The organism is Bradyrhizobium sp. R2.2-H, assembly GCF_004346455.1.
Classification (GTDB): domain Bacteria; phylum Pseudomonadota; class Alphaproteobacteria; order Rhizobiales; family Xanthobacteraceae; genus Bradyrhizobium; species Bradyrhizobium diversitatis.
The window spans coordinates 58,148-70,928 of the sequence record NZ_SMBR01000020.1; the positions used below are offsets into that span (position 1 = coordinate 58,148).

Sequence of the window (12,781 nt, forward strand, 5' to 3'; positions counted from 1 at the left end):
TTGGCCATGGGTTCCTTTTCTGCCAGGCCCGCCCATATAGCCGGTGATGTCTTACCGCCCGACTATCACTACGAGCCTGCCGGTCACCCGACTTTGGGGCCGCTCGCCGGGGCCGGTGCCCTGGTCGGCGTCCTCGCGCTGGATCCTCCGCATGAAAACCTATGACGGCCCCGCCTCCGACCATTTCAACGGCCTGCACTTCTTCGATCCGGACGGGGCGCCGCCGAAATCGCTTCGCGAGGTGCTGCGCTGGCAATTCGGCGGCGGACGGCAGCGCGCGAAATGGCCGGAGTGGGCGCCGAGCCCGCATGCCGACATCCCGCCGGAGCGCATCGACGGCGACAAAGTGCGGCTCTCCTTCGTCGGCCACGCCAGCTGGCTGATCCAGACCGGCGGCCTCAACATCCTGGTCGATCCGGTCTGGTCGATGCGGGTCTCCCCGGTCGCCTGGGCCGGGCCGAAGCGGCACAACGATCCCGGCATCGCCTTCGAGAAGCTGCCGAAGATCGATGTCGTGCTGGTCTCGCACGGGCATTACGATCATCTGGATATCGCGACGCTGTCGCGGCTCACCAAGAATTTCGCCCCGCGTATCGTCACCCCGCTCGGCAATGACGTCACGATGCGCAGCCGGGATTCCACGATCAAGGTAGAGGCCTTCGACTGGCACGACCGCGTCGAGCTCGGCGGCGGCATCGCCGTGCATCTGGTGCCGACGCGGCACTGGACGGCGCGCGGCATGTTCGATCGCAACAAGGCGCTGTGGGCGAGCTTCGTGCTGGAGACGCCGGCAGGCCGGATCTACGTCGTCTGCGATTCCGGCTATGGCGACGGCCGGCACTTCCGCCGCGTCGCCGACAAGCACGGGCCACTGCGCCTCGCGATCCTCCCGATCGGCGCCTACGAGCCGCGCTGGTTCATGCGCGACCAGCACATGAACCCGGAAGATGCGGTGAAGGCGTTGCTCGACTGCGGTGCCGAGCAAGCGCTCGGGCACCATCACGGCACGTTCCAGCTGACGGATGAAGCGATCGACGCGCCGGCGAAAGCCTTGGTCGAAGCGCTCGATGCCGCAAAGATTCCGCAGGAGCGGTTCGTGGCGATGAAGCCCGGGCAGGTCGTGGAGATTTAGCGGCGCGCGATCTACTCCGCTGTCACCACACATACAGCTCGTCGTCCCGGACGAGCGCAGCGAAGCGGAGCGCTGATCCGGGACCCATAACCACAGGGAGATGTTTGGCGAAGACTCGGAGTTGCTGACTTCGCGCGACAACCACTTCCTGTGGTTATGGGTCCCGGATCAGCGCGCGCTTGAGGCGCGCTTGTCCGGGACGACGGCTGAAGTTGCGGCCACCAGCGTGCTCTGACACGCCCGCCCTCACTGTCCCGGCTTGATCGCCCAGCTCACATTCACCGTCACCGATAGCGTTTCCTCGCCGGGTGCCACCGCCGCCTGCGGTGCTGCAGCCATTGGCGCTGCCATGCGGCCCTTGAACAGCGGCACCGGGCCGCCGCCCTCGGTGATGCTGAGCGGCGCGCCCAGCGTGACGCCGGCGGCCTTGGCATAGACCTCCGCCTTGCGTCGTGCATCGGCGATCGCCTGATCGCGTGCATCGTCGAGCAGCTTTGACGCCTGCGTCACCTCGAACGAGATATTGCCGATATCGTTGGCGCCGGCGCTGACCAGCGTGTCGATGACGCTGGCGACCTTGGTCACGTCGCGAATCTTCACGGTGACGCGGTTGCTCGCGCGGAAGCCGACCACGGGCGAGGCGCCGGTGGATTTGTTCTGGCCGTATTGCGGCTGCAGCGACAAGCGCGATGTCTGGTAGTCCTTCTCGGCGATCCCAGCGCCCTTCAGCGCCAGCAGCACCTTGCCCATCGCGGCGTTGTTGGCGTCAGCAGCTTCCTTCGCCGTCTTGGCATCGTTGGCGACGCCGGCATCGATCTGCGCGAGATCGGGGGCTGCGGAAATCGTGGCTTCGCCGCTCACCGAAATGGCGGACGGGAAATCATCGGCGCGTGCGGGCGCCGCCAGCAGTGCGGTGGCGAATACGGCGGCGAGCAGGGCAGGCTTTTTCATCGGTCTCACTTCAGCGGCACGAAAACATTGATCACGAGCTTGTCCTCGGCCGTCTTCAGGGGATCGGTGAGGTACTCCTCGATGAAGGTGTCCTTGGCTTCCAGCTTCTTGTCGTCGAGGTGATTGGTGATCGCCTCATAGGTGTTGTCCATGTTGTCGTAGGAGCCGCGATGGACGAATTTCAGGGCTTTGCCCTCCGGCGATTTGCCGATGCTCATGTCCTTGGACAAGTTCTTCGGATCCTGGTCGACCGGGATCTCGGCAAGGAAGGTGAAGCCGGTGTCGTCGGTCGAGGTGTAGACGATCATCGCATTGCCGGCTTGCTTGATGCCCTGCTTGTCCAGCAGCGTGTTGAGGGCCTTGAAGGCGTCGATCAGCGTGTCGAAGGCCGAGTCCCAATTGGCAGTGCCCTTGACCATCACGACCTTCCTGGGCTCGAGCGTGGTCTCGAGGCCGAAGGGATCGGCGGTCTGCACCGGGGCGGGCGTCGCGGCGGCCGCCGGGGGCGGGGCCGTCGGGGCGGGGGACGGTGAAGCGCTGGCCGCCGGCGACGGGCTTGCCGCAGGAGCTGGCGAAGCGCTTGCCGCGGGGGCGGGTGCCGCCGAGGGCGCAGGCGAGGGGCTTGCCGACGCGGCCGGTGCCGGGCTGGGCGTCTGTGCCGGAGCCCCGGACAGGCCAATCGACATGGCCGCCGGGATCAGCGCGGCCAGAGCGAGACGACGAAAACTGGTCATTCTATTCTCCCCAAGGCCTGGATTTACCAAGGCCCAAATTCATCAAGGCCTTACCCACCAAGGCCTCAACCTGGCCGCGCGTCCCGGCTCGCGCGAACCGCGCCGTTCTAACACGCGAGCGCCGAATTCGTCCCATGACAGATGCGTCATGGCCGATGCGTCATGGCCCATGTCCTGGCTCGCGGCCGCAAATCACTGGCCAAGAGGGCCAAGGATCGCCATATAAGGCGGGCGAAATTCGGGAATTTTCATGAGCGCGCTGGCCAACCACGCATTTGCCAAGATGAACGGCATCGGCAACGAGATCGTCGTTGTCGACATGCGCGATTCCGCAGGCCGGGTGACGCCGGACGATGCGCGGGCGGTGGCGTCTGCGCAAGGCGGCATCGCCTATGACCAGCTCATGGTGCTGCAGAAGCCGCGGCTGGACGGCACCGAGGCCTTCATCCGCATCTACAACAATGACGGCTCGGAGGCCGGCGCCTGCGGCAACGGCATGCGCTGCGTGGTGCGCCGCATCTTCGAGAAGACCGGGCAGACCACTGCGACCTTCGAAACGGCCGCGGGCCTGCTCAATGCCTGGCAGGGCCCCGCGGCCGATCTCTACACCGTGGACATGGGCGTACCGAAATTCGGCTGGCAGGACATCCCGCTGGCGGAAGAGTTTCGCGACACCCGCTACATCGAATTGCAGATCGGGCCGATCGACAATCCGATCCTGCATTCGCCCTCGGTGGTGAGCATGGGCAATCCGCATGCGGTGTTCTGGGTCGAGGACGTCGACGCCTATGACCTCGGCCGCTTCGGCCCATTGCTGGAAAACCATCCGATCTTCCCCGAGCGCGCCAACATCACGCTCGCCCATATCGTCGATGACAAGCACATCACGATCCGCACCTGGGAACGCGGTGCCGGCCTGACCAGGGCGTGCGGGTCGGCGGCCTGTGCCACGGCCGTTGCCGCGGCGCGGCTGAAGCGCGCCGAGCGCAAGGTCGAGATCACGCTGCCCGGCGGCAGGCTCGGCATCGAATGGCGCGAGCGCGACGACCACGTGCTGATGACGGGCACGGCGACCTTCGAATATGAGGGCCGTTTTGATCCGGCGCTGTTCGCGCCTGTCACGTGATGGGCGTCGAGGTCGTCACCTTCGGCTGCCGCCTCAATGCCTTCGAGGCCGAGGTGATCCGCAGCAAGGCGGAGGGCGCAGGCCTTTCCGACACCATCGTCATCAACAGCTGCGCCGTCACCAACGAGGCAGTGGCGCAGGCGCGCCAGTCGATCCGCAAATTGAAGCGCGAGCGGCCCGGTGCGCGCATCGTCGTCACCGGCTGCGCCGCGCAGACGCAAGCTGCGATGTTCGCCGACATGGCCGAGGTCGACCGTGTCGTCGGCAATGACGACAAGCTGCGCGGCGAAGCGTGGCGCGCGACGCAGGCGGCGTTCGCCGTCGGCGCCGGCGGGAAGATCGCCGTCGGCGACATCATGGCTATCAGGGAGATGGCGCCGCACCTCGTCGACGGCTATGCGAGCGGCCTGCCGCGCGTGTTCGTCCAGGTGCAGAACGGCTGCGACCATCGCTGCACCTTCTGCATCATCCCGTTCGGCCGCGGCAATTCGCGCTCGGTGCCGATGGGTGCCGTGGTGGAGCAGGTCCGGACACTGGTCGAGCGTGGTCATGCCGAGATCGTGCTGACCGGCGTCGACCTCACCAGCTACGGCACCGATCTATCGGGAGCGCCGAAGCTCGGCATGCTGACCAGGCAGATCTTGCGGCATGTGCCGGAGCTGAAGCGCCTGCGCATCTCCTCGATCGATTCGATCGAGGCCGACAGCGATCTGCTCGATGCCATCGCCGACGATTCGCGGCTCATGCCGCACCTGCACCTGTCGCTGCAATCGGGCGACGACATGATCCTGAAGCGCATGAAACGGCGGCATTCGCGGCAGGATGCGATCGCGTTCTGCGACCAGGTTCGCCGTCTACGCCCGGACATCGCCTTCGGCGCCGACATCATCGCGGGCTTTCCGACCGAGACGGAGGAGATGTTCTCGCGCTCGCTCGACCTCGTCGAGGAATGCGGCCTGACGTTTCTCCACGTCTTTCCCTATTCGCCGCGGCCCGGCACGCCGGCCGCGCGGATGCCGCAGGTTGCGGGCGCAGCGATCAAGGAACGTGCGAGGCGGTTGCGTGCGGCCGGTGAAGCCGCATTGCGGAAGCGGCTGCAAGCCGAGGTCGGCGCAACGCGCGATGTGCTGATCGAGAGCGAGGGGCAGGGCCGCACGGAGCATTATCTGCCGGTGGCTGTTGCGGGCGAGCGGGTGGGCAGCGTGGTGCCACGAGTGATTGCGGGCAGCGATGGCGAGCGGCTCACCACATAGTCAGGCTGCGGTAAGTTGCGCCGCGTTCTATCTTCAACGTCGTCCCTGCGTACGCACGGACCTATACCGCGTGATTTATCGGTTCCATACGGTGCTCGTCCCAGCGAAGCAGGGCAGCTGACAGCCGTCGCCAAACTTCTCCCTGTGGCTATGGGTCCCTGCGTGCGCAGGGACGACACCGAGGGTGTGGATACGCCGTGACTGGAACGCGCGTTCCTACGACGCCCGCACCTGCCAGAACCGCAGCGTGCGCCGCGCGTCCTCCGTCGTCATTCCCGCAAAATGATTCTGCGCCCTGGCGAGATCGGCCGGCTTCATCGCGCCCGTCGCGAATCGGCTTTCGAGCACGGCGCCCGTCGTCTCCCAGCTGAGCTGCGCGGCCTTGCATGGCACCAGCAGGCCGTCCTCGCGCACGCTCTGCATCAGGGGGCGAACCACCTCGACCGTCGACCCGGATAGCGCCGCAAGGGTCGCCACCGTCTCCTCATAGCGCCGTTGTCTGGCGAAGCCGAGCAACGCCGCCTCGTCAAGCTGGCCGGTCGCCTTGAGACCCGCGATGGCGCGCTTGGCACCTTCGAAATCACGGACGCCGGACATCTCGCGCTCGACGCCGATGGTGACGGCGGCGATCGCGCTCTGGATCTCCTCGAACAGATGCGGCGGAGCGCGCGATAGGAGGCGGGTGCGCACGGTGTCCGTCGCCGCGCGCAACAATTGGCGGCGCAGCTCCGATGGGAGGTCGACGCGGACGCCGACGCTGACCGCGAGCTCCGGATCGCTTTCGGCCTGGCCGATGATGATGGCAAATCCTTTTCCGGAGACACGCGCACCGGGATTGGCGGCCAGCCGCCGGCTGACGCTGGGATAGCGGCGCGCCAGCAGCGCGTCGGTGACGATCTCCTTCAGCCACCAGCGGCCGGCGACCGCGAGCAGATGCGGTTCGCCCTTGGCTGATGCGATCTTCACCAGCTCGCCGTCGTCGAGGCGCGCGGATTCCTGCAGCACGGGGCCGGCGATGCGGATCTCGTCACTGTTGGCAAGGCGGCGGATCACCGACGGCGGCGCCTGTGCGACCGGCGCCAGCTGCGCGCTGATCTCGGCCAGCGCCACGCGCGCGGCCACATCGGCGATGGCGCGCAGCTCGATGGTGCCGATCAGGCGCTCGAGCACGTCGTCGAACAGCGCGATCTGCTCGTCGTCGAAATTGCCGGCGGAGGCGAGGAACAGCTCGGTGACGCGCCGCGCCGTCTCCAGGCCCTTTTCCGGCGAGCCGATCCGAAGTGCGGATTCGACCTCGTCGATGATCGATAGCCCGGCCTTGGTCATCACGCGCGGCTCGTCCTGAGCGGTTAACGGAAGCTTTTTCTAAGCAACCGCTATCATTAGAGAGGAGCGCTGAAGGTTTGGTAAACCATGGCCGGGACGCGGTCGTTGCAGCGAGATGCCGCTGCGAATGCGGTGCGCTCCCTCCCCCGCCTGCGGGGGAGGGCTGGGGAGAGGGTGTCTCCACAACGGGACGATCCCCCAGAGGAGAGAGCCCTCACCCGCGCCGGAGCCTGTCATCGGGCGCGCCTTCGGCGCGACCCGGTGGGCGCGACCTCTCCCGCAAGCGGGAGAGGTGAACAGCGCCTACTCCCCATTCCACCCGCAGGCTCTGAGCTTCTCGTGCATGTGCGGCGGGGCCGGCGCCACGACGCGGATCGGCTCCTTGTTCCGGGAGATCGGCACCACGATCTCGCGGGAATGCAGGTGCAGCTTTGGCTCGCCGAAGCGCGGGCCGTTGCCGTAAATGTTATCGCCGAAGATCGGCCAGCCGGTCGCGGCCGAATGCACCCGCAATTGGTGGGTCCGGCCGGTGACGGGTTCCATGGCGAGCCAGGTCAGGCCCTCGCCCCGGCCCATCACCTTCCAGTTGGTGATGGCCTTCTGCCCCTCCGGGTCGGGCTTCTGCCACCAGCCGCGCTCGGCGTTGAGCCGGCCGAGCGGCATGTCGATGGTGCCTTCGTCTTCAGCGGGGCCGCCCTCGACCACGGTCCAGTAGGTTTTGCCGATCTTGCCGTGCTTGAACAGCAGGCCGAGCGATGCGGTGGCCTTGCGATGGCGGCCGAGCACGAGGCAGCCGGAGGTGTCCTTGTCGAGCCGGTGAGCCAGCACCGGCGGCCGTGGCAGGCCGAAGCGGAGCGCGTCGAAGGAATCCTCGAGGTTCGGCCCACCCTTGGGGCCGCGATGCACCGGCAGGCCGGCCGGCTTATCGATGACCAGCATCAGCCCGTCGCGATGGAGCACGCGGCTCAAGATCTCGTCAGCGGTCAATTCGGGAACATCGAGCAATTGCAAGACTTTCGTTTGGAAGCGGGAACGGCTAACACGCCTCCATGAACGATACCACTTCCGAGACCCCCAAGCTGAGCTGGTGGCGCCGCCTGTCCAACGGGCTGAAGCGCACGTCGTCCTCGCTGGGGACCGCGGTCGCCGACCTCGTCACCAAGCGCAAGCTCGACCGCGCCATGCTCGACGACATCGAGGACGTGCTCTTGCGCGCCGACCTCGGCACCCAGGTCGCGGTCCGGATCGCGGACGCGGTCGGCACGGGGCGGTATGACAAGGCGATCTCGGCCGACGAGGTCAAGGACGTCGTCGCGACCGAGGTCGAGAAGGTGCTGGCGCCGGTCGCAAAGCCGCTCGAGATCGATGCGGGCAAGAAGCCGTTCGTCATTCTCGTCGTCGGCGTCAACGGCTCCGGCAAGACCACCACGATCGGAAAGCTCTCGCAGAAATTCGCGTCCGAGGGCCGCAAGGTGATGCTGGCCGCCGGCGACACGTTTCGCGCAGCGGCGATCGAGCAGCTCAAGGTCTGGGGCGAGCGGACGAAGACGCCCGTCATATCAGGTGCGCAGGGGTCTGATTCGGCCAGCCTCGCCTTCAACGCGCTGACGGCGGCGAAGGAGCAGAACATCGACGTGCTCCTGATCGACACGGCCGGCCGCCTGCAGAACAAGGCCGAGCTGATGAACGAGCTCGAAAAGGTCGTGCGCGTCATCCGCAAGGTGGACGCAACCGCGCCGCATGCGGTGCTGCTGGTGCTGGACGCCACCGTCGGCCAGAACGCGCTGTCGCAGGTCGAGGCCTTCCATCGCACCGCCGGCGTCACCGGCCTCGTGATGACCAAGCTCGACGGCACGGCGCGCGGCGGCATCCTGGTGGCGCTCGCGGAGAAATTCAAACTGCCGGTGCATTTCATCGGCGTCGGCGAAGGCGTCGACGATCTCGCGCCGTTCACCGCGCGTGACTTCGCCCGCGCCATCGCCGGAATCGAGTCGTAGGTTTCTTTCGTCATCCCCCGCGAAGGCGGGGGATCCAGTATTCCGCGCCGCCTGTGGTCTACAACCGGCGGCACGGCGTACTGGATGCCCCGCCTGCGCGGGGCATGACAGCAACAAAGGTCAGGTAATGGACAAGACCCAGCCGCATCCGCTGTTCAAGCTCGCGACCGAGCTCGGTCCGCTGCTCGTGTTCTTCTTCGTCAATGCGAAGTTCAATCTGTTCGCCGCGACCGGCGCATTCATGGTCGCGATCGTGGTGGCGATGGTCGCCTCCTATGTGGTGACGCGCCACATCCCGATCATGGCGATCGTGACGGGCGTGATCGTATTGGTGTTCGGCACGCTGACGCTGGTGCTGCACGACGAGACCTTCATCAAGGTCAAGCCGACCATCATCTACGGCCTGTTCGCCGCGATCCTCGGCGGCGGCCTGTTGTTCGGCCGCTCCTTCATTGCCGTGATGTTCGACCAGGTATTCAACCTGACCCCGCAGGGCTGGCGCATCCTCACGCTGCGCTGGGCGTTGTTCTTCGCCGGCATGGCCGTGCTGAACGAGATCGTCTGGCGCACCCAGAGCACCGACTTCTGGGTGAACTTCAAGGTGTTCGGCGTGACGCCCATCACGATGATCTTCGCCATCGCCCAGATGCCGCTGACCAAGCGCTACCACCTCGCGCCGGTATCGCTGGAGACCAGCGAGGCGGAGGCGGGGGATGTGAGCAAGGGGTAGTCGATCTCGTGTCCCGGACGCGCGAAGCGCGAGCCGGGACCCAGTGCTCTCTCCAACAGCGCCGTCGTGGTGATATGGGCCCCGGCTCTGCAGCGCATCGCCGGGGGCGCTGCGCCGCGTCCGGGGCACGAGATGCCTTACGACCCCGCCTTCAGCGCCTTCTCCATCTGCGGCATCAGCACCGTCCGCAGATTGTCCGGCGTGACCGGCCCCACCAGCTTGTAGACGATGGTGCCCTCGCGCCCGACGACGAAGGTCTCCGGCACGCCATAAACGCCCCATTCGATCGAAGCGCGGCCGTTCGCGTCCACGCCGACGCGGCCGAACGGGTTGCCGTAGCGGCCGAGGAAGCGGCGCGCATTGTCGGAGGAGTCCTTGTAATTGATGCCGACCAATTGGAAGCGCTTGTCCTTGGCGAGTTCGGTCAGGAGCGGGGCCTCGTCATGGCACGGCACGCACCAGGACGCCCAGACGTTGACCAGGCTAACCTTGCCCTTGAACGCGGCGGGATCGAGCCCCGGCACCTGGGTGCCGTTGTCCTGCAATCCCTCCAGCGGCGGCAGCGCCGTCTGCGGCGCCGGCCGACCGATCAGCGCCGAGGGAATCCGCGAAGGATCGCCGCTGCCGAGCCGGAACCAGAACAGCAGCGCAAGTCCGATGAAGGCGATCAGCGGCAGCACCATCAGGAAGGTGCGGCGCTGCGGCGGGGCGGAGGTCGATTGATTGCTCATCGCAGCTCCGTGGCGCTGCGGCCTGAACGGCGGGTGATGCCGCGCTCCTCCAGTTCGCGCAGGCGCTGCGTCTGGCTGCGATAATCGAGCACGATCCAGCCGATCAGGATCGCGACCACGGCGGCCGCCGCGGCATAGGACGTCACGATGAAGGAGGCGTAGGGACCGAGCGACATGATCAAGCGGCCCCGACTTCGTTTGAAGCGCCTTCACCACGCGAACCGCTTTCGCTCGAGAACGCGATGCGGCTGGCCTGCATCATCTGCAGCGAGCGGACGCGGCGGCGCAAAATCTCATTGCGCATCGCAGCCAGGTGCAGCGTGACGAACAGCAGCGTGAACGCGATCGCCATCACCAGCAGCGGAATCAGGAACGACTTGTCGAGGGCCGAGCCGCCCATCCGCATCACCGAGGCCGGCTGGTGCAGCGTGTTCCACCAGTCGACCGAGAACTTGATGATGGGCAGGTTGATGGCACCAACCAGGGTGAGCACCGCCGCGGCGCGTGCCGCGCGCGAGGGATCGTCGACCGCGCGCCACAGCGCCATCAGGCCGAGATACATCAGGAACAGGATCAGCACCGAGGTCAGCCGCGCATCCCATTCCCAATAGGTGCCCCACATCGGCCGGCCCCACAGCGAGCCCGTGAGCAGCGCGAGGAAGGTGAAGCTGGCGCCGATCGGAGCTGCCGCTTTCGCGGCGACATCGGCGAGCGGATGCCGCCACACCAGCGTGCCCAATGATGCGATGCTCATCACGCCCCAGACGAACATCGACAGCCATGCATTGGGCACGTGGATGAACATGATCTTCACGGTCGCGCCCTGCTGGTAGTCGTCGGGCGCGAGCGCGGATTGATAGAGGCCGATAGCGAGCAGGATGACGGTCGCGGCCGCGAGCCACGGCAACACCCGCGCCGTCAGGGCGAGGAACCGTGTCGGATTGGCGAGGTCGATCAGCGTCATGGTATCCTGATAATCACCGGGGGCCGCTCAGGCAATCAGCACGAAAGGCCGCAGCGAAAATTGATCGGAGTCAAGGTCGGTCGAGCCCATCTCAATCGAGACCATGGCGCAGGCTCGCCGCCGCCGCGAACGGGCCGACGACGAGGCTGACCAGGGACAGCGCACAGAGGATCGAGAACGGCGCCCCGAACGTCATGGGACCGACGATCACGGCCTGCGAGGCCGCAACGCCGAAGATCAGCACGGGAATCGACAGCGGCAGCACGAGAACGGCCATCAGCAGCCCGCCGCGATGCAGCGTCACCGCCAATGCCGCGCCGATCATGCCGGTGAAGGTCAGGGCCGGCGTGCCCGCCAGCAGCGTCAGCGCCACTGCGCCAGTTGCGACCATGTCGAGGTTGAGCAAGAGGCCGAGCACGGGGGTTGCGACAATCAGCGGCAGGCCGGCGGCCAGCCAATGCGCCAGCGCCTTGGCGGCGCAGGCGAGTTCCAGCGGTGTCCGGCTCATCGTGATCAGGTCGAGCGAGCCGTCCTCATGATCGGCCATGAACAGCCGGTCGAGGGTGAGCAGGCTCGCCAGCAGCGCGCCGAGCCACAGGATCGCCGGCCCCAGCCGCGACAGCAGCGCCAGATCCGGCCCCACCGCGAACGGCATCAGGACCACGACGGTCAGGAAGAACAGCACCCCGATCAGCGCCCCGCCGCCAACGCGCAGCGCGATCCGGATGTCCCGGCGAATCAGGGCGGACAGGGCGGTCATGGAGTGGCACTTCCGGCGGAATCACATTGTTTGATGGCCTCGAGCCGCGGGCCCAGTGTGCTCCCTCCCCACTTGTGGGGGAGGGGTGGGGTGGGGGGTAGCCCCGGGCGAGACGTTTGTTTGGGGGGCGTCGCCAGCAACAGCGCTCGCGCTGTCTCAACGCGAGAGCCGAGAGGTCTTGCCGTGTGGCACCCCCCTCCCTGGCCCTCCCCCACAAGGGGGGAGGGAACGGAGAGGCCGGAGCCCGGCCGCTTGGAAAGCTGAGGGTGGGGCCGCATCACGCCACACCCCCGATCCGCAGCTCCCGCGATTCGATCCCCAACGGGGCGTGGGTGGCCGCGACGATGAGGCCGCCGGCGGCCAGGTGCTCGCGCATCAGGCTGCCGAACATGTCCTGGCCGGCCACATCCAGCGCATTGGTCGGCTCGTCCAGGAGCCAGACCGGGCGGTGCACGGCCAGCAGCCGGGCCAGCGAGAGCCGGCGGCGCTGGCCGGCGGACAGGAAGCCGGCGGGCAAATGGGTGGCATGGTCGAGGCCGACTTTGGCGAGGCTTTCAGCCGCGTCACTGCGCTCCCCGCCCAGGAAATCAGCCCAAAAGACCAGATTTTCCGCCACGCTGAGGGCCGGCTTGAGGGCATCGCGATGGCCGAGATAGTGGCACTGCTCCGGCACCGTCAGCTCGGCGCCGCCCCCGTCCAGCGCGATCGTCCCGGCCGCGGGAACGAGCAGGCCCGCGATCAGCCGCAGCAGCGAGGTCTTGCCCGATCCGTTGCGACCCGTCACCGCCACGGCTTCGCCCGAGGCGGCCGCGAATTCGAGGCCGGCGAACACCTCGCGTCCGCCCCGCACGCATCTGAGCCCGTGACCTGAAAGCCGCATCTCGCCTCGTTTCGACCCGCTCAAAGCCAGGCCTCAGGAAATCTTGGGGTAGCGCATGGGAATTTTTGGCTCGCGGATTGCTGCGGCACGATTGTGGCTGTGGCGGCGCCGTTAGAAAGCTTCTATAAGCCCGGAACTACTTGATGCAGCAACTCAACCTGCCCCTGCAAGCGGCCCAGCCTGATACGCTGACGGTG

At 66.8% G+C, this 12,781-nt stretch carries 14 protein-coding genes; 5 read left to right on the forward strand and 9 right to left on the reverse strand.

Going from position 1 to position 12,781, the window contains the following annotated elements:
- The first annotated feature begins 151 nt into the window (after positions 1 to 151).
- Positions 152 to 1,132 carry an MBL fold metallo-hydrolase gene (locus EDE08_RS34800; protein ID WP_165936339.1) on the forward strand — a complete coding sequence of 327 codons (981 nt, stop codon included), beginning with the start codon at positions 152 to 154 and terminating at the stop codon, positions 1,130 to 1,132.
- Positions 1,133 to 1,378: 246 nt separating this feature from the next.
- Here EDE08_RS34800 and EDE08_RS34805 read toward each other — a convergent pair whose 3' ends face one another.
- Together EDE08_RS34805 and EDE08_RS34810 are read right to left on the reverse strand one after the other, a co-directional pair.
- Entirely contained in the window at positions 1,379 to 2,083 is a 705-nt protein-coding gene (locus EDE08_RS34805) for an SIMPL domain-containing protein (RefSeq protein ID WP_165936338.1), read from the reverse strand.
- 5 nt (positions 2,084 to 2,088) lie between these two features.
- Positions 2,089 to 2,817 (reverse strand): GyrI-like domain-containing protein, encoded by a 729-nt coding sequence (locus EDE08_RS34810; protein WP_131874169.1) that lies wholly within the window; start codon positions 2,815 to 2,817, stop codon positions 2,089 to 2,091.
- 250 nt (positions 2,818 to 3,067) lie between these two features.
- Between EDE08_RS34810 and dapF the strand changes: the two genes are divergently transcribed.
- The gene (gene dapF / locus EDE08_RS34815; RefSeq protein WP_131874167.1) at positions 3,068 to 3,943 is read left to right on the forward strand and encodes a diaminopimelate epimerase; all 876 of its coding nucleotides are present in this window, start codon (positions 3,068 to 3,070) and stop codon (positions 3,941 to 3,943) included.
- Positions 3,943 to 5,196: a tRNA (N(6)-L-threonylcarbamoyladenosine(37)-C(2))-methylthiotransferase MtaB gene (gene mtaB / locus EDE08_RS34820; protein WP_131874267.1), complete on the forward strand. Its 1,254-nt coding sequence runs from the start codon at positions 3,943 to 3,945 to the stop codon at positions 5,194 to 5,196. The genes dapF and mtaB overlap by 1 nt, the downstream gene beginning before the upstream one ends.
- Positions 5,197 to 5,412: 216 nt before the next feature.
- On the opposite strand, the gene EDE08_RS34825 is transcribed toward mtaB, so the two are convergent.
- Positions 5,413 to 6,522: a DUF2336 domain-containing protein gene (locus tag EDE08_RS34825; RefSeq protein WP_131874265.1), complete on the reverse strand. Its 1,110-nt coding sequence runs from the start codon at positions 6,520 to 6,522 to the stop codon at positions 5,413 to 5,415.
- A gap of 303 nt (positions 6,523 to 6,825) precedes the next feature.
- A complete protein-coding gene (locus tag EDE08_RS34835; RefSeq protein WP_165936341.1) occupies positions 6,826 to 7,527 on the reverse strand; it encodes an RluA family pseudouridine synthase in 702 nt (233 codons plus the stop codon).
- A gap of 44 nt (positions 7,528 to 7,571) precedes the next feature.
- Here EDE08_RS34835 and ftsY point away from each other — a divergent pair, with 44 nt between their 5' ends.
- Positions 7,572 to 8,519 (forward strand): signal recognition particle-docking protein FtsY, encoded by a 948-nt coding sequence (gene ftsY / locus EDE08_RS34840; protein ID WP_131874163.1) that lies wholly within the window; start codon positions 7,572 to 7,574, stop codon positions 8,517 to 8,519.
- Between the two features lie 127 nt (positions 8,520 to 8,646).
- A complete protein-coding gene (locus EDE08_RS34850) occupies positions 8,647 to 9,249 on the forward strand; it encodes a septation protein A (protein WP_028177749.1) in 603 nt (200 codons plus the stop codon).
- A 137-nt stretch (positions 9,250 to 9,386) separates the two neighbouring features.
- On the opposite strand, the gene EDE08_RS34855 is transcribed toward EDE08_RS34850, so the two are convergent.
- From EDE08_RS34855 to ccmA, 5 genes are all read right to left on the reverse strand, one after another.
- Complete coding sequence (locus EDE08_RS34855) at positions 9,387 to 9,980, reverse strand: DsbE family thiol:disulfide interchange protein (RefSeq protein WP_131874161.1); 594 nt, start codon at positions 9,978 to 9,980, stop codon at positions 9,387 to 9,389.
- A complete protein-coding gene (gene ccmD / locus EDE08_RS34860) occupies positions 9,977 to 10,162 on the reverse strand; it encodes a heme exporter protein CcmD (RefSeq protein WP_028177747.1) in 186 nt (61 codons plus the stop codon). Before ccmD ends, EDE08_RS34855 begins: the two co-directional genes overlap by 4 nt.
- Positions 10,159 to 10,944, reverse strand: coding sequence for a heme ABC transporter permease (locus EDE08_RS34865; protein ID WP_061880181.1), 786 nt, complete (start codon positions 10,942 to 10,944; stop codon positions 10,159 to 10,161). The genes ccmD and EDE08_RS34865 overlap by 4 nt, the downstream gene beginning before the upstream one ends.
- 91 nt (positions 10,945 to 11,035) lie before the next feature.
- The gene (gene ccmB / locus EDE08_RS34870) at positions 11,036 to 11,704 is read right to left on the reverse strand and encodes a heme exporter protein CcmB (RefSeq protein WP_061880182.1); all 669 of its coding nucleotides are present in this window, start codon (positions 11,702 to 11,704) and stop codon (positions 11,036 to 11,038) included.
- 277 nt (positions 11,705 to 11,981) lie between these two features.
- The gene (ccmA, locus tag EDE08_RS34875; RefSeq protein WP_131874159.1) at positions 11,982 to 12,584 is read right to left on the reverse strand and encodes a heme ABC exporter ATP-binding protein CcmA; all 603 of its coding nucleotides are present in this window, start codon (positions 12,582 to 12,584) and stop codon (positions 11,982 to 11,984) included.
- Positions 12,585 to 12,781: the final 197 nt, after the last annotated feature.